Source organism: Elioraea sp. Yellowstone (genome assembly GCF_006704265.1).
Taxonomy (GTDB): Bacteria; Pseudomonadota; Alphaproteobacteria; order Acetobacterales; family Acetobacteraceae; genus Elioraea.
This window is the reverse complement of sequence record NZ_VIKA01000079.1, coordinates 1-15,123: the sequence shown is the minus strand read 5'-3', so window position 1 is coordinate 15,123 and position 15,123 is coordinate 1. Positions and strand designations below refer to the sequence as shown.

15 protein-coding genes are annotated in these 15,123 nt (G+C 72.5%); 6 read left to right on the top strand and 9 right to left on the bottom strand.

Annotated elements, in window-relative coordinates; all coding sequences use genetic code 11:
* The 4 genes from FK498_RS11890 to groES form a co-directional block, all read right to left on the bottom strand.
* Positions 1 to 174: cold-shock protein (locus tag FK498_RS11890; protein WP_141854821.1), on the bottom strand; the 174-nt coding region annotated here is incomplete at its 3' end.
* Between the two features lie 246 nt (positions 175 to 420).
* Positions 421 to 624, bottom strand: a complete 204-nt coding sequence (locus tag FK498_RS11885; protein WP_019013802.1) for a cold-shock protein — start codon at positions 622 to 624, stop codon at positions 421 to 423.
* A 245-nt stretch (positions 625 to 869) separates the two neighbouring features.
* Positions 870 to 2,507, bottom strand: coding sequence for a chaperonin GroEL (groL, locus tag FK498_RS11880; RefSeq protein WP_141854819.1), 1,638 nt, complete (start codon positions 2,505 to 2,507; stop codon positions 870 to 872).
* A 53-nt stretch (positions 2,508 to 2,560) separates the two neighbouring features.
* Positions 2,561 to 2,875 (bottom strand): co-chaperone GroES, encoded by a 315-nt coding sequence (gene groES / locus FK498_RS11875; RefSeq protein WP_141854817.1) that lies wholly within the window; start codon positions 2,873 to 2,875, stop codon positions 2,561 to 2,563.
* Positions 2,876 to 3,148: 273 nt separating this feature from the next.
* Between groES and FK498_RS11870 the strand changes: the two genes are divergently transcribed.
* The gene (locus FK498_RS11870) at positions 3,149 to 3,418 is read left to right on the top strand and encodes an usg protein (protein ID WP_141854815.1); all 270 of its coding nucleotides are present in this window, start codon (positions 3,149 to 3,151) and stop codon (positions 3,416 to 3,418) included.
* Here the strand turns inward: FK498_RS11870 and ubiM are convergent.
* The 3 genes from ubiM to FK498_RS11855 are packed head-to-tail and all read right to left on the bottom strand — an operon-like array spanning position 3,405 to position 6,109.
* Positions 3,405 to 4,595: a 5-demethoxyubiquinol-8 5-hydroxylase UbiM gene (gene ubiM, locus FK498_RS11865; RefSeq protein ID WP_141854813.1), complete on the bottom strand. Its 1,191-nt coding sequence runs from the start codon at positions 4,593 to 4,595 to the stop codon at positions 3,405 to 3,407. The genes FK498_RS11870 and ubiM overlap by 14 nt on opposite strands.
* Before the next feature lie 57 nt (positions 4,596 to 4,652).
* Entirely contained in the window at positions 4,653 to 5,333 is a 681-nt protein-coding gene (locus FK498_RS11860) for a TVP38/TMEM64 family protein (RefSeq protein ID WP_141854811.1), read from the bottom strand.
* Entirely contained in the window at positions 5,330 to 6,109 is a 780-nt protein-coding gene (locus FK498_RS11855) for a glycosyltransferase family 2 protein (RefSeq protein WP_141854809.1), read from the bottom strand. Before FK498_RS11855 ends, FK498_RS11860 begins: the two co-directional genes overlap by 4 nt.
* Positions 6,110 to 6,385: 276 nt before the next feature.
* Between FK498_RS11855 and FK498_RS11850 the strand changes: the two genes are divergently transcribed.
* Genes FK498_RS11850 through tldD form a run of 3 tightly spaced genes read left to right on the top strand, consistent with a single transcriptional unit; the run spans position 6,386 to position 11,658 of the window.
* A complete protein-coding gene (locus tag FK498_RS11850) occupies positions 6,386 to 7,465 on the top strand; it encodes a COX15/CtaA family protein (protein WP_141854807.1) in 1,080 nt (359 codons plus the stop codon).
* A complete protein-coding gene (locus tag FK498_RS11845) occupies positions 7,462 to 10,188 on the top strand; it encodes a PAS-domain containing protein (RefSeq protein ID WP_141854805.1) in 2,727 nt (908 codons plus the stop codon). The genes FK498_RS11850 and FK498_RS11845 overlap by 4 nt, the downstream gene beginning before the upstream one ends.
* A 27-nt stretch (positions 10,189 to 10,215) precedes the next feature.
* Positions 10,216 to 11,658: a metalloprotease TldD gene (tldD, locus tag FK498_RS11840; protein WP_141854803.1), complete on the top strand. Its 1,443-nt coding sequence runs from the start codon at positions 10,216 to 10,218 to the stop codon at positions 11,656 to 11,658.
* Positions 11,659 to 11,792: 134 nt separating this feature from the next.
* Here the strand turns inward: tldD and FK498_RS11835 are convergent, their stop codons facing one another.
* Positions 11,793 to 13,142: a glutamate--cysteine ligase gene (locus FK498_RS11835; protein ID WP_141854801.1), complete on the bottom strand. Its 1,350-nt coding sequence runs from the start codon at positions 13,140 to 13,142 to the stop codon at positions 11,793 to 11,795.
* A complete protein-coding gene (locus FK498_RS11830) occupies positions 13,120 to 13,920 on the bottom strand; it encodes a 16S rRNA (uracil(1498)-N(3))-methyltransferase (protein WP_141854798.1) in 801 nt (266 codons plus the stop codon). Before FK498_RS11830 ends, FK498_RS11835 begins: the two co-directional genes overlap by 23 nt.
* Before the next feature lie 42 nt (positions 13,921 to 13,962).
* Here FK498_RS11830 and ubiA point away from each other — a divergent pair, with 42 nt between their 5' ends.
* Positions 13,963 to 14,874, top strand: a complete 912-nt coding sequence (gene ubiA, locus FK498_RS11825; protein ID WP_141854796.1) for a 4-hydroxybenzoate octaprenyltransferase — start codon at positions 13,963 to 13,965, stop codon at positions 14,872 to 14,874.
* A partial coding sequence (locus FK498_RS11820) for a methyltransferase (protein ID WP_370510900.1) occupies positions 14,871 to 15,123 on the top strand: 253 nt, incomplete at its 3' end. The genes ubiA and FK498_RS11820, both read left to right, overlap by 4 nt.

Sequence of the window (15,123 nt, the reverse complement as noted above, 5' to 3'; positions counted from 1 at the left end):
CTTGCCGCGCTCCATCGAGACCTCGTAGCTGACCTTCTGGCCCTCGTTGAGGCCCTGAAGCCCTGCCGCCTGGACGGCGGTGATGTGCACGAACACGTCCTTGCCGCCCTGGTCGGGGACGATGAAGCCGTATCCCTTGGTCGCGTTGAACCACTTCACGGTGCCTGTGGCCATGCGGCCCTCCTCTGCGCTGAAGAGCCGCCGCGATGCGGCGGACAACCGGGTCCGGAGAGAAAGCCGTCAGCCGCCCGGTAGCCCGGAAGCCAGAGAGGAGGCGAGGTCTGTCAAGCCAAACGCACGATTGCCGCTCCAGGGAACACGGGTGCGGCCGCGCAGGTCAAGGCAAAACGGCGCGGGGTGGAACGCGAAGGGGCCGTCCCTTGCGGGACGGCCCCCGGGTCGCATCGACCGGTGCCGCGCTCAGAGCGCGCGCAGCATCCCGGCCGCGGCCTTGCCGCGCTCCATCGAGACCTCGTAGCTGACCTTCTGGCCCTCGTTGAGGCCCTGAAGCCCTGCCGCCTGGACGGCGGTGATGTGCACGAACACGTCCTTGCCGCCCTGGTCGGGGACGATGAAGCCGTATCCCTTGGTCGCGTTGAACCACTTCACGGTGCCTGTGGCCATGCGGCCCTCCTCTGCAGCACGTCATGCGGCGCGGGGATCGCGCCGCGTCTGGACAACCGGGTTTTTCGGAAGCGAGGGTCGAAACACCCGGACGTGCCGGAGAGCCAAGCCAAGCAAGCGAAACGCACGATTGCGGGCGCACTAGGCGCAGGTCGCGCGGTCGGCGTCAAGGGGAATCGGCGCCGCCTTGCGAAAAGGGGGCGCCCCGCAGGAGCGCCCCCCAACCATCAACGGCGATCGGGCGGTCAGAAGTCCATGTCGCCCATGCCGCCGCCCGGGCCGCCCGCCGGGGCGGGCTTCTTCTCCGGACGCTCGGCCACCATCGCCTCGGTGGTGATCAGCAGGCTCGCCACCGAGGAGGCGTCCTGCAGCGCGGTGCGGACGACCTTGGTCGGGTCGATGATGCCGGCCTTGACGAGGTCCTTGAACTCGCCGGCCTGGGCGTCATAGCCCCAGTTGTAGTCGTCGTTGTCCAGCACCTTGCCGAGGATCACCGGCCCGTCCTCGCCCGCGTTCTCGGCGATCTGCTTCAGGGGCGTGGTGATCGCGCGCTTGACGATGTCCACACCGAAGCGCTGGTCGTCGTTGTCGACCTTGATCTTGCCGAGGATCGCGGTCGCGCGCGCGAGCGCGGTGCCGCCGCCGGGCACGATGCCCTCCTCGACGGCGGCGCGCGTGGCGTGCAGCGCGTCGTCCACGCGGTCCTTGCGCTCCTTCACCTCGACCTCGGTCGCGCCGCCGACACGGATCACCGCCACGCCGCCGGCGAGCTTCGCCAGCCGCTCCTGCAGCTTCTCGCGGTCGTAGTCCGAGGTGGTCTCCTCGATCTGCGCCTTGATCTGGTTGCAGCGGCCCTGGATGTCGGACTTCTTGCCCGCACCCTCGACGATCGTGGTGTTCTCCTTCTCGATGATCACCTTCTTCGCGCGGCCGAGCATGTTCAGCGTGACGTTCTCGAGCTTGATGCCGAGATCCTCGCTGATCACCTGGCCGCCGGTGAGGATGGCGATGTCCTCGAGCATGGCCTTGCGGCGATCACCGAAGCCGGGCGCCTTGACGGCGGCGACCTTGAGCCCGCCGCGCAGCTTGTTCACCACCAGGGTGGCGAGGGCCTCGCCCTCGACGTCCTCGGCGACGATCAGCAGCGGCTTGCCCGACTGCACCACCGCCTCGAGCAGCGGCAGCATCGGCTGCAGGCCGGAGAGCTTCTTCTCGTGGATCAGGATGTAGGGGTTGTCGAGCTCGGCGACCATCTTCTCCGCGTTGGTGATGAAGTACGGAGAGACGTAGCCGCGGTCGAACTGCATGCCCTCGACGACGTCGAGCTCGGTCTGGATGCCCTTGGCCTCCTCGACCGTGATCACGCCCTCGTTGCCGACCTTCTCCATCGCCTTGGCGATCATCTCGCCGATCTCGCGCTCGCCGTTGGCGGAGATGGCGCCGACCTGGGCGACCTCGGCGGAGGTGGAGATCTTCTTCGACTTCTTCTTGAGCTCCTCGACGACCGCGGCGACGGCCTTGTCGATGCCGCGCTTGAGGTCCATCGGGTTCATGCCGGCGGCGACCGCCTTGGCGCCCTCGCGCACGATCGCCTGGGCAAGCACGGTGGCGGTGGTGGTGCCGTCGCCGGCGACGTCGTTGGTCTTCGACGCCACCTCGCGCACCATCTGCGCGCCCATGTTCTCGAACTTGTCGGCGAGCTCGATCTCCTTGGCGACGGTGACACCGTCCTTGGTGATCCGGGGCGCGCCGAAGCTCTTGTCGAGCACGACGTTGCGGCCCTTCGGGCCGAGCGTCACCTTGACCGCATTGGCCAGGATGTCGACGCCGTGCAGCATGCGCGAGCGCGCATCGGCGCCGAACTTCACGTCCTTAGCAGGCATGTCCTCACACCTTCGGGTTGTTCAGAGGGGTTGCAGCCGGTTGGCGGGGAGGGTCAGGCGGCCTTCTTCTTGGCGGCGGGCACCTCGACGATGCCCATGATGTCGCTCTCCTTCATGATGAGGAGCTCCTCGCCCTCGATCTTGACCTCGGTGCCGGACCACTTGCCGAACAGCACCCGGTCGCCCTCCTTCACCTCGAGGGGGACGAGCTCGCCCTTCTCGTTGCGCGCGCCGGGACCGACGGCGACGACCTCGCCCTCCTGGGGCTTCTCCTTGGCGGTGTCGGGGATGATGATGCCGCCGGCGGTCTTCTCCTCGGCGGTCACGCGCCGCACCACCACCCGGTCGTGCAGGGGACGGAACTTCATCGGTTGTCTCCGTTGATGGCTTCAGAACCGATCGCAACCTCCCGGGGGGAGGGCGGCGCGGCGCCGCTTGCTAGCACTCCCTCCCGAGGAGTGCCAGCGATCTAGGCGAGCCCTGCGCGCAAGTCAAGCCTGGCAGCACTCGCCCCGATGGGCTGCTAACCCCTTGGAATCGCGCGGTTTTTGTTTTGCGTTCAGCAACAGCGTGGCATGCTCCGACGAACGGGAAGGGAGACACCGGAGCACGGACAACAGCGCATGGAGGAGACACACAGGATGTCGGTTTCCGCGATCGAGCGTCAGCTGATGGGGTACCGGCTGACCACCGCGAAGATCCTCTACCACATGCCGGACCATCCCGGGCTTCTGCAGACCTTCGTCTGGCAGGACCTCGACATGGCGCCGGGCTTCCCCGTGCTGCGCCGCTTCCTCGACTTCTGGACACGCGAGATCGAGGGCAGGCTGCACTCCGTCACCGTGGCCTCGACCGCCCTGGTCCGTCCGGCCGAACTCCGCTTCGCCGCCGGCCAGTTCAACCTGCACTGAGGGCGGGGCGCGCATCCATCAGCCGGGCGACGATCGCCCGGCGGATCGGCGGCAGCGCCACGCCGGCGCCGATCAGCGCCGCCCGCGCGAGCCGCGCCGGCAGGCTTTCGTCGCCGTAGAGCCGCGCGATCGCGTTGGTGGCCAGGAACAGGGGCAGCGTGGCGCGCCGGTGCGCGGCGGCATAGCGCGCGAGCCCGTCATGCGCACCCGGATCGCCGCCCCGACGCGCGGCCCCCCTCACCTCGTCCGCAAGCAGCGCCGCCCCCGAGAGCCCGAAATTGAACCCGTGCGCCGTCACCGGGTGCATCCCCACCGCGGCATCGCCGAGGAGCGCGAAGCGGCGCGCGGCGAATCGGTGCGCATAGACCGCCACCAGCGGGTAGGCGTGACGCGTGCCGACCAGCCGCATGACGCCGAGCCGCCCCTCGTAGCGCCGCGTCACTTCCGCGCCGAAGGCCTCCGCGGAGAGGGCGAGCAGCCGTTCCGCCTCGGCCGGCGGCAGCGTCAGCACCGCCGAGGAGGCGTCGCCCCGCAGGGGCAGCATGGCGATCGTCTGGCCATGGCCGAACCATTCGGTCGCCACGCCGCGATGGGGCCGCTCATGCGTCATCCGGCAGACGATCATGCTGCGGCCGAAGTCGAGCATCGCGGCACCGATCCCGGCGCGACGCCGCGCCGCCGAGAAGCGCGAATCCGCCGCCACCACCAGCCGCGCGGCGATCTCCGCGCCGCCCTCCAGCCGGACGCGCGCCTCGTCCGCGCCGAGCGAGAGGTCGACCACGCTACGGCCGGCGACCAGCCGCGCCGCCGCCGCCTCGGCCACGGTCGCGAACAGGCTGCGGCGGAGCGCATGGTTGGGCACCAGCCGGCCGAGCGGCTCGCCACCGGCCCCCTCCGGGCTGAAGCGCAGCGCCAGCGGGAAGCCGCCGTTCACCACGCGCGCCTCCGCGAGCGGCGCGATCTCCGCCTCGGCCAGGCGCTGCCAGGCGCCGAGCGCGCGCAGGATCGCCTGCGAACGATGCGTGAGCGCGATTTCGCGTCCGTCGAAGGGCGGATCGGCGAGGCTCGCCTCGTCGTTCCGCTCGATCAGCGTGACGTCGAGACCGCTGCCCGCCAGGGAAGCGGCGAGGGCAAGCCCGGCAGGGCCCGCACCGATGATCGCGATGTCCGTCCGCATGGCGCCCTTCCTGCCACCATCGCCGCCGCGCGTCGACCATGCGGTGCACCGGGCCGCTCAGCCGTCCCCCGCGTCGGCCGCGATCGCCCGTCCGGCGCGGTGGCGGCGGACCAGCGCGATGCCGATCGCGATCGAGACCGCGAGCAGCCCGACCGACAGCGCGAGCTGCCACGCGCCGTCCACGCGGATCCCCTTGCCGAGCAGGGCGAATACCACCGTCTGCGGGAGATAGCCGAGTGCCGAGGCGGCGAGGAACGGCAGCGGCGGGATCGCCGCCATGCCGGCGAGCAGGTTCAGCGCGAGGTTGTTGCCGATCGGCAGCAGCCGCAGTGCCAGCGTGGCGCCGAACGGGTCGGCGGCGAGCGCGTCGCGCAGCGGCCGCAGGCGGTGGCCGAACCGGCCTGCCAGCCGCCGCTCCGCCCAGGCGCGGCCGACCAGCGTCGCCCAGCCATAGGCGAGCGCGCAGCCGCCGAGCTGCGCAGCCAAGCCGAGCAGCGTGCCGGCGAGCGCGCCGAAGGCGTAGCCGCCGAGGAAGGCGACACCCTGGCGCGGCAGGCCCGCCGCGGTCGCCGCCGCGCCGACCGCCAGGAAGACGAGCTGGCCCGCCAGTCCGCGGCCACGCACCCATGCGTCGACCCACGCCGTGCCGGGGGCGAGGCCGAGCGCGCGCAGAAGCAGCCCGGCGAGCGCAAGGCCGCCCGCCAGCGCGAGCAGCCGGAGCAGCGCGCGGCCGTTCACGGCCCCTCAGGGATCTCGACCTCGGGCCTGCGGCCGCGGCGCTGCAGCCAGATCACCCCGACCAGGTCGAGCAGCGCCACCCCCAGCCGGTCCAGCACCCCGTAATTGGAGCGGCCGCGCAGCCTGGGCCGATGGTTCACCGGCACGCTGCGCACCCGTCCGCCCGCGCGCAGGAACAGGGCCGGCAGGTAGCGGTGCATGTGGTCGAAGCGCGGCAGGTCGAGGAAATCGGCCCGGCGGAACACCTTCAGCCCGCAGCCCGTGTCCGGGGTCGCGTCGCCGAGCAGGCGCGCGCGCACCGCATTGGCGATCCGGCTGACGATGCGCTTGGTGCGGGTATCCCTGCGCGTGGTGCGGTGTCCGGCGATCAGCACCGGCGCAGGATCGAGCGCGTCCTCGGCGAGCGCGGCGGCGAACAGGCGGGGGATGTCGGCCGGGTCGTTCTGGCCGTCGCCGTCGAGCGTGACGATCCAGGTGCCGCGCGCCGCCTTCACGCCGGTGGCGATCGCCGCGCTCTGCCCGCAGGAGACGCGATGGCGCCGGCGCACCAGGTCGCCCGCGCGCGCAGCCTCCGCGAGGGCGGCGGCCGTGCCGTCGGTCGAGCCGTCGTCGACATAAATGATTTCGTACGCGCCGAGCCCGGCGACCGCCTGGCGGATCTCGGCGACCAGGGGGGCGATGTTGGGCGCTTCGTTGCGCACCGGCACCACCACCGAGAGCAGCGGCGCGGGCCGGGACGCCGCGGCGGCGGCTGGGGTGGGGCGGGTTTGATCCATCGGAGCCGGGGATGCGCCGGGCCGCGACCGGTGCGGCTCGGCCGGGGCGCTTGATTCCGTCGCGGCACGGGCCATACCAGACGGGTCCGGCAGCGACAAGACGAGGCGGGTCCGATCGGCGGGCACCGGGTTCGGCTGTCGCGATCGGCGCCTGGGGCTGCTGGCGCGCCGCGACACCCGACCGGGTGCCTTCACCAGATCGGGATCTGCGCTAGCATCCCGCGGCCATGCCGGCGGCCGCGCCGCGCCCGGTGCCGCGAGACGCGAGATCCGACCATGCCGTTCGACCTGACCGAGACGTCCCATGCCGGCAAGGCCGGAGCCGCCGCGGGCGACCGCGCCGTCGGCGCATGGCTGCTCGGCATCGCGGCGATGGTGCTGGTCATGGTCGCGCTCGGGGGCGCGACCCGGCTGACCGGCTCCGGGCTCTCGATCATGGAGTGGCGTCCGCTCACCGGCTGGTTCCCGCCGCTCTCGGAGGCGGAGTGGCAGAGGCTGTTCGATCTCTACCGCACCATCCCGCAATACGCCGCCGTGAACGCCGGCATGGACCTCGCCGGCTTCCGCGAGATCTTCTGGCTCGAGTACCTGCATCGGCTCTGGGGGCGGCTGATCGGCGTGGCGTTCCTCGCCGGCTTCGCGGGCCTCTGGCTGGCCGGTCGGATCCGACGCGACCTCGTGCCGCGGCTCGCGCTGCTGTTCGCGCTCGGCGCGCTGCAGGGTTTCGTCGGCTGGTTCATGGTCGCCTCGGGGTTCTTCCCGCACCGCACCGCGGTCAGCCCCTACCGCCTGGTGATCCATCTCGGCCTCGCCTTCCTGATCCTCGCCGCGCTGCTCTGGACCGCGCTCGGCCTGCTGCGGCGGCCGGCCGCCGAGTGGGCGCCGGCGCCGCTGCGGCGCGGCGTGATCGCGACCGGGCTGCTGGCGATCGTCGCCATGCTGGCGGGCGGCTTCGTCGCCGGCATCCGCGCCGGCTTCGACTACAACACCTTCCCGCTGATGGACGGGCGGCTCGTGCCGGCGGGCTACGGCGCGCTCGAGCCGTGGCTGATGAACTGGTTCGAGAACGTCGCCGCGGTGCAGTTCAACCATCGTCTCGTGGCCACCCTCGCCCTCGGCGCGGCGCTGTGGCTCGCTGCGGTGGCGTGGCGGCAGCGCGGACGGAGTGCGGCGCCGGCGGCGCTGCTTCTGGCCGGTGCCGTGGTGCTGCAGTACCTGCTCGGCGTGCTGACACTCGTTCACGTCGTGCCGGTCGGGCTCGGCACCCTGCATCAGACGATGGCGGCGCTGGTGCTCGCGGCCTTCGTCAACGCGCTCGACCGGATGCGCCCGCGCGCTGGCCCTGGCCGGCCGTGAGCGAGGAGATCGCCCGGCTGCGGGCGGAGCTTGCCGCCCTCAACCTCGCCTACGAGGCGTTGGCCGAGCGCGAGCGCCGGCTGCTCGACTTCACCGAGGCCTCGGGCGACTGGTTCTGGGAGCAGGACGAGAACTTCCGCTTCACCTTCATCTCGGTCCACGAGCCGGGCCGCGGGGCGCGCGCGCTCACCCCGCGCCTCGGCGATCCGATGCTGGGACGCACCCGCTTCGAGCAGGTGCTGCGCGAGCCGGGCGACGAGGCGATGTGGCGGCGCCATGCCGAGGACCTCGCCGCGCGCCGCCCCTTCCGCGACCTCACCTACCGCTCGCGCCGCGGCTCGGAGGCGCCCTACTGGGTGCGCGTCAGCGGCGTGCCGGTGTTCGGCCGCGACGGGCAGTTCCGCGGCTATCGCGGCATCGGCCGCGACGTCACGGTCGAGATGGAGGCCGCGCGCGCCCATGAACGCCAGCAGGCGCTGCTGCGCGCCACGCTCGACCGGCTGCCGGTCGGAATCTGCCTCTATGATTCCGACCGACGGCTCATCTGGGCCAATCGCACCTACGCGGAGGATGCCGGCCTCGCGCCGGAGGCGTTCCGGCCCGGCATGCATCTCGCGGACGTCGTCAGGCTGCTCGCACGCCAGGGCTGGTACGGCGCGGTCGATCCCGAGGCGCAGGTCGCGGCACAGCTTGCCATCGACCGCAGCCGGCCCAGCCGGCGCATGCGCACCGGCGCCGATCGGCGCTCCTTCGAGGTCCGCTTCGAGCCGCTGCCCGATGGCGGCCATGTGGTCTGCACGGTGGACGTCACGCCGCTGGTGGAGGCGGAGCGGCAGGCGCGTCGCCACGCGCTGCATCTGGACATGGTGCTGCTCCGGCTGCGCACGGGGGTCTGCGTCTATGGGCCGGACGGGCGGGTCGCGCTCTTCAACCGCCGCTACGAGGAGCTGCTCGGCCTGCCCGACGGGATGCTCCGGCAGGGGGCCAGCTTCGAGCAGCATCTGCGCGACCTCGCCGCGCGCGGGGAGTTCGCCGCGGTGGCCGAGCCGGACGCGCATCTCGCCCGGCTGATCGCGCTCGACCGGACGCGCTCGCATCTCCTCCGCCATACCCGCCCGAACGGCCAGGTCCTGGACTTGACCTGCGATCCGCTGCCCGACGGCGGCTTCATGGTGGCGGCCCACGACATCACCGCCCTCGCGCGTGCCGAGAACGACGCCACCGCGCGCGCGCGCCTGCTCGATGCGATCCTGCGCGCATTGCCGCACGGCGTATCGGTCTACGGGCCGGACCGTCGGCTCGCCATGGTCAATCCGGCCTACTCGCAGATCATGGCCGGCGCGCCGGTGGCGATCGGCGACCATCTCGAGGATGTGGTGCGCCGCCGCGCGGAGGCGGGCGAGTTCGGCCCGGGCGACGCGACGGAGACCTTCCTGCGCGAGGTCAGCCGCGACATCACCAGGCCGCAGCGGCGACGGCGCATGCGCCCGAACGGCACCGCGATCGACATCCGCACCGCGCCGCTGCCGGACGGCGGCCACATCTCGGTCGTCACCGACATCACCCCGGTCGTGGAGGCGGAGGCCGAGGCGATGCGTCGGGCGAGCGTGCTCGACACCATGCTCGAGCACATCCGCCACGGCATCTGCCTGTTCGATCGCGACCGGCGCGTGGTCGCCGCCAACCGTGTCGCCGCGCAGCTGCTCGGCCATCCGCCCGAGCTCCTCCAGCCCGGCCGCACCCAGGCCGAACTCGTCGCGGCCCTGGTCGAGCGCGGCGAGCTCGGGCCGCCCGGGACGGCCGAGGCGGCGGCGCGCGACTACCTCACCCGCGACCGCTCGGTCTCGACCATCCACTGGCGCACGCGCCCCGACGGACGCGTGCTGGAGGTGCGCTCCGATCCCACGCCCGACGGCGGCTTCGTGGTCACCTACACCGACGTCACCGAGCAGAAGGAGGCCGAGGCCGCGCTGCGCCGCGCCGCCGCCGAAGCCGAGGCCGCGAGCCGCGCGAAGAGCCAGTTCCTCGCGACCATGAGCCACGAGCTGCGCACGCCGCTCAACGCCGTGATCGGCTTCTCGGAGGCGCTGATGCACGAGAGCGACCGCCCGGATGCGCGGCGGGTCGAGGAATACGCGAACGCGATCAACGAGGCCGGGCGGCATCTCCTGTCGCTGATCAACGACATCCTCGACGTCGCGCGCATCGAGGCCGGGCGGATGGATCTCGCCGAGGACAGGGTCGATCTGGCGAGCCTCTCCGCGGCCGTGCTGCGCCTGCTCGAGCCCGCAGCGCGCACCGCCTCCGTCGCGCTCGCCCTCGCCGTGCCGAAGGACCTGCCGGCCGTGCGGGGCGACGAGCGGCGGCTGCGCCAGGTGCTGCTCAATCTCGTCTCGAATGCGGTCAAGTTCACGCCGCCGGGCGGCTCGGTGCGGCTCGAGGCCGGGCCCGATGTCGAGGGCGGGATCGCGCTCCGCGTCGCCGACACCGGCATCGGCATCGCCCGGGAGGACCTTGAACGCGTCTTCCAGCCTTTCGTGCAGCTCGACTCCTCGCTCGCCCGCCGCTACCAGGGCTCCGGGCTCGGGCTCTTCCTCTCGCGCGCGCTCGCCCTTGCGCATGGCGGCACGCTCACCCTCGAGAGCGAACCGGGACGGGGCACGACGGCGGTGCTGCGGCTGCCGGCGGCGCGCGTGCTGCGGCGTGCCGATGCCGCGCAGTAGGTCACGAACCGGGACGGGATCCGAGCGATGAGCCATCTCGACACCACCGACGCGCTGTTCTTCGCCCGGCCCGGCGCGGCGCTCGACCGCGCCGCGGCCATCTCCCTCGCCGCCGCCGCGCTCGCAGGCATGGACGACGGCGAACTGTTCCTCGAGTACCGCGAGAGCGAGGCGCTGGCGCTCGAGGACGGGCGCATCCGCTCGGCCGCCTTCGACACCACGCTCGGCTTCGGGCTGCGCGCGGTCGCCGGCGAGGCGGTCGGCTACGCGCATGCGGGCGAGCTCTCCGAGGCGGCGCTGCGGCGCGCGGCCGAGGCCGTGCGCGGCGTGCGGCGCGGGCGGGGCGGAACGATGGACGTCGCCCCCCGCTCGACCAATGCGCGGCTCTATCCCGACGTCAATCCGGTGGCGTCGGTCGACTTCGCCGCGAAGACGAGGCTGCTCGCCGAGATCGACGCCTATGCCCGCGGCCGCGACCCGCGCGTGGTGCAGGTGATGGCGAGTCTCGCGGGCGAGTGGCAGGCGGTGCAGATCATCCGCGCCGACGGCGCGCGCGCAGCCGACATCCGCCCGCTGGTGCGGCTGAGCGTCACAGTGGTGGTGGAGCAGGGCGGCCGGCGCGAGACCGGCAGCCACGGCCTGGGCGGCCGGCATGGGCTCGACCGGCTGCTCGACCCGGCGACCTGGCGCGCGGCGGCAGACGAGGCGCTGCGCCAGGCGGTGGTGAACCTCGACTCGGTCGCTGCTCCCGCCGGCGAGATGGAGGTGGTGCTCGGCCCCGGCTGGCCCGGCATCCTGCTGCACGAGGCGGTCGGGCATGGGCTCGAGGGCGACTTCAACCGCAAGGGGACCTCGGCCTTCGCCGGGCTGGTGGGAAGCCGGATCGCGGCCCCCGGCGTGACCGTGGTGGACGACGGAACGATCCCGGATCGTCGTGGTTCCATCACGATCGACGACGAGGGCACGCCCTCCGGCCGCACGGTGCTGATCGAGGACGGCATCCTGACGGGCTTCCTGCAGGACCGGCAGAACGCCCGGCTGATGGGGGCGGCACCGACCGGCAATGGGCGGCGACAATCCTACGCGCACGCGCCGATGCCGCGCATGACCAACACCGTGATGCTGGCCGGGCCGCACGATCCGCAGGAGATCATCGCCTCCGTCGCGCGCGGCCTCTATGCCGTGAACTTCGGCGGCGGCCAGGTGGACATCACCTCGGGCAAGTTCGTCTTCTCCGCCTCCGAGGCCTACCTGATCGAGCACGGCCGCGTCACCGCGCCGGTCAAGGGGGCGACGCTGATCGGCAACGGTCCGGATGCGCTCACCAGGGTGACGATGGTCGGCAAGGACCTCGCCCTCGATCCCGGCATCGGCACCTGCGGCAAGAACGGCCAAGGCGTGCCCGTAGGTGTAGGGCAGCCGACGCTGAAGCTCTCCGGGCTGACGGTGGGCGGCACGGCGCTCCGCTGATACCCGGCGACAAAGGTTCGACCTTTGCCGGCCGGGCATCAGGCCTTGGTTTTGCGCGCGGCCGCCCCTTGAGCCCCGCGCGCCATACCCTCCGCACAAAGGTCAAACCCTTGTGCTCCGGGTATGAGGGGCGGCTACAGCGCACCCTCGGCGAAGATGCGCGAGATGTCGCCCCCCCAGGCGGTCGCGGCCCGGTCGAGCCAATGATCCGCCAGGCTGCGACCCGTCGCGGCGATCTCCTCGAGGGGCGCGAGATAGACCTCCTCGCCGAGCCCCCGCGCGACGAGGCCGCGCCTAGCGATCCCCACCATCGCGCGCGCAAGATCCAGGGCGGTGCCGTCGCAGAAAGGCGTGGCGAGCCCGCGCTGCGGCACGTCGCGGTGCAGCGCCTGCCACTCCTGGCAGGCGTGGTCGCGGATCAGCGCCGCAGCCTCCGCCTGCGCGCCGGCGTCGTAGAGCAGCCCGACCCAGAGCGCGGGCAGCGCCATCAGCATCTCCGGCGGGCCCGAGTCGGCGCCGCGCATCTCCAGATAGCGCTTCAGCCGCACCTCGGTGAACACCGTCGTCAGGTGATCGGCGAAGTCGCCGATCGTCGCCACCGCCCCGTCGGTCTCGTCGCGCAGCTTGCCGGCCATGAAGTCGCGGAAGCTCCTGCCGGCGACGTCGATGTAGCGGCCCTGGCGGTAGACGAAGTACATCGGCACGTCGAGCACCCATTCGACGTAGCGCTCGAAGCCGAACCCCTGCTCGAACACCACCGCGGGAATGCCGCACCGGTCCGGGTCCGTATCCGTCCAGGTATGGGCGCGGAAGCTCCGGAACCCGTTCGCCCGGCCCTCGGTGAAGGGGGAGTTGGCGAACAGCGCCACCGCGACCGGCTGCAGGGCCAGGCTGACGCGGAACTTCTCGACCATGTCGGCCTCGTCGCCGACATCGAGGTTCACCTGCACGGTGCAGGTGCGGAGCATCATGTCGAGACCGAGGCGGCCCTTCTTCGGCATGTAGCGCCGCATGATCGCGTAGCGGCTCTTCGGCATCCACGGCATGTCCTCGCGCCGGGCGAGCGGGTGGAAGCCGTGCGGCAGGAAGCCCAGGCCCAGCGCTTCGCCCACCGCCTTGGCCTCGGCGAGATGCGCGTCGAGCTCGGCCTTCGTCTCGTGCAGGGTGGCGAGCGGCGCGCCCGAGAGCTCGAACTGTCCGCCCGGCTCGAGGCTGATGTTCGCGCCGTCCTTCCTCAGCCCGATGACGTTGCCGTTGTCGAGCGCGGGCTGCCAGCCGCGCGCCATGTGCCCCTCGAGCAGTGCGCGGATGCCGTCGGGCGCGTCGTAGGGCGGCGGCGAGAGATCCCTGCGGCGGAAGGCGAACTTCTCGTGCTCGGTGCCGATGCGCCAGGCCGCGCGCGGCTTCGCCCCGCCCGCGACATACTCCGCGAGATCGCGCACCGACGTGATCGGGGTCGCGTCACCCTCCGACGGACCGGACATCCTCGCTCTTCCCCTCGCGTGTGGCTGCGTCGTGCGGGCGGCCGCCCGGCCGATCCTGCCAGTCGCCGGCCAGCGCCTGGATCAGGCCGAGGCCGATGACGGCCGCCGTCTCGGCCCGCAGGATGCGGGGGCCGAGGGAGGCCGGGAGACAGAACGGGAGTTTCCGGAAACCGTCAAGTTCGCGTTCCGTGAAGCCGCCTTCGGGGCCGACCAGCAACGCCCAGGCGCCCGCCGCGGCGCCCGTGATCACCGCGCACGCCGGTGGGGCGGCGCGCGATTCGTCGGCCAGCAGCAGATGTCGTCGCGGCGGCCAGCCGGCAAGCACGCGTGCGACGGGGGCGGGCGGTACCACCTCCGGCACGCCGAGCCGCCCGCACTGCTCGGCCGCCTCCGTCGCGATCGCGGCGAGCCGGTCGGGGTTGGTGCGCGTGACCGCGCTCTGCGCACTCGTCGTCAGCAGGATGCGCGCGACGCCCAGTTCGGTCGCCTTCTCCACCATCCATTCCGTGGTCTCGCGCCTCAGCACCGGGGCGAGCAGCCAGAGATCGGACTCCGCCGCCTGCGGCCGGGTCTGCTCCTCCACCGTGAGCATGGCTGCCTTGCGCGAGAGGCCAGAGATGCGCGCGCGCCATTCGCCCGTTCGTCCGTCGAACAGCAGCACCGTGTCGCCGATCGCACGCCGCATCACGGCGGCGAGGTAGTGCGCCTGGCCCGGGCTTGCGGCGATCGTGGCGCCGCGCGCCAGGGGGGCAGGGACGAAGAGTCGGATCTCGGTCATCGCTCGCTTGCCGTTCGCGCCACGGCATCGACTATAGGGGCGATGGACCGGGCAGGCGCGCAGGCGAGCGACATCCGGCCGGGCGGGCTGGTCGCGGCCCTGCCCGAGGCCGCGCGGCCCTATGCGCTGCTCGCGCGGCTCGACCGGCCGATCGGCACGTGGCTCCTGTTCCTGCCCGGGCTGTGGGGGATCGCGCTTGCCGGCACGCCCTGGCCCGATCCCCGGCTGGTCGCGCTGTTCGCCCTCGGCGCGGTGGTGATGCGCGGCGCGGGCTGCGTGATCAACGACCTCTGGGACCGCGACATCGACAAGCGCGTCGCCCGCACCGCCGCGCGCCCGCTCGCCTCGGGCGCGGTGACGCCGTTGCGCGCCCTGGCGTTCCTTGCGGTTCTCCTGTCGATCGGTCTCGTGATCCTGCTCCAGCTCGCTCCGCTCGCGATCGCGCTCGGCGTCGCCTCGCTGTTCCCCATCGCGGTCTACCCGCTGATGAAACGGATCACCTGGTGGCCGCAGGCCTTCCTCGGCATCACCTTCAACTGGGGCGTGCCGATGGGCTACGCGGCGGCCGTCGGCAGGCTCGATGCAGCCGCGCTCGTGCTCTACGCCGCGGCGTTCTTCTGGACCCTCGGCTACGACACGATCTATGCGCACCAGGACCGCGAGGACGACGCGTTGATCGGCGTGCGCTCGACGGCGCGCCTGTTCGGCGAGCGCACGCGCCCGTTCCTCGCCGCCTGCTACGGCGCAGCGGTCGTGCTGGCCGGCATCGCGGGCGTGCTCGCGGAGCTCTCGCCGTGGTTCCTCGCTGCCCTGGTCGTGCCGGCGCTGCTGCTCGCGCGCCAGGCGATCATGCTCGACATCCACGACGCGGCGCTGTGCGGCAGGCTGTTCCGCGCCAACCGCGAGGTCGGGCTCGCGGTCGCGGCGGCGATCGTGCTCGGGCGCCTCGCATGACGCCGGAGGCGGCGGCCGCATTCGTCCTCCGCCAGACCGCGATCGGCCGCGCGCCTCTCGTGCCCGAACTCGCGCTGCATCTCGCCGCCGAGATCACGCCGATCTGGCAGGCGACCGAGGCGAGCCTCGCGCGCGAGGGCGTCGATCCGCCCTACTGGGCCTTCGCCTGGCCGGGCGGGCAGGCGCTCGCGCGCTTCGTGCTCGACGATCCGGCGCAGGTGGCGGGCAGGCGCGTGCTCGACCTCGCCG

What these genes read in the sequence shown, in the direction of transcription:
- FK498_RS11855 (WP_141854809.1), bottom strand. Translation starts at nt 6,109, where the DNA reads ATGGATCAAACCCGCCCCACCCCAGCCGCCGCCGCGGCGTCCCGGCCC.
- FK498_RS11850 (WP_141854807.1), top strand. Translation starts at nt 6,386, where the DNA reads ATGCCGTTCGACCTGACCGAGACGTCCCATGCCGGCAAGGCCGGAGCC.
- groES (WP_141854817.1), bottom strand. Translation starts at nt 2,875, where the DNA reads ATGAAGTTCCGTCCCCTGCACGACCGGGTGGTGGTGCGGCGCGTGACC.
- ubiA (WP_141854796.1), top strand. Translation starts at nt 13,963, where the DNA reads ATGGACCGGGCAGGCGCGCAGGCGAGCGACATCCGGCCGGGCGGGCTG.
- ubiM (WP_141854813.1), bottom strand. Translation starts at nt 4,595, where the DNA reads ATGCGGACGGACATCGCGATCATCGGTGCGGGCCCTGCCGGGCTTGCC.
- FK498_RS11835 (WP_141854801.1), bottom strand. Translation starts at nt 13,142, where the DNA reads ATGTCCGGTCCGTCGGAGGGTGACGCGACCCCGATCACGTCGGTGCGC.
- FK498_RS11830 (WP_141854798.1), bottom strand. Translation starts at nt 13,920, where the DNA reads ATGACCGAGATCCGACTCTTCGTCCCTGCCCCCCTGGCGCGCGGCGCC.
- FK498_RS11870 (WP_141854815.1), top strand. Translation starts at nt 3,149, where the DNA reads ATGTCGGTTTCCGCGATCGAGCGTCAGCTGATGGGGTACCGGCTGACC.
- FK498_RS11885 (WP_019013802.1), bottom strand. Translation starts at nt 624, where the DNA reads ATGGCCACAGGCACCGTGAAGTGGTTCAACGCGACCAAGGGATACGGC.
- groL (WP_141854819.1), bottom strand. Translation starts at nt 2,507, where the DNA reads ATGCCTGCTAAGGACGTGAAGTTCGGCGCCGATGCGCGCTCGCGCATG.
- tldD (WP_141854803.1), top strand. Translation starts at nt 10,216, where the DNA reads ATGAGCCATCTCGACACCACCGACGCGCTGTTCTTCGCCCGGCCCGGC.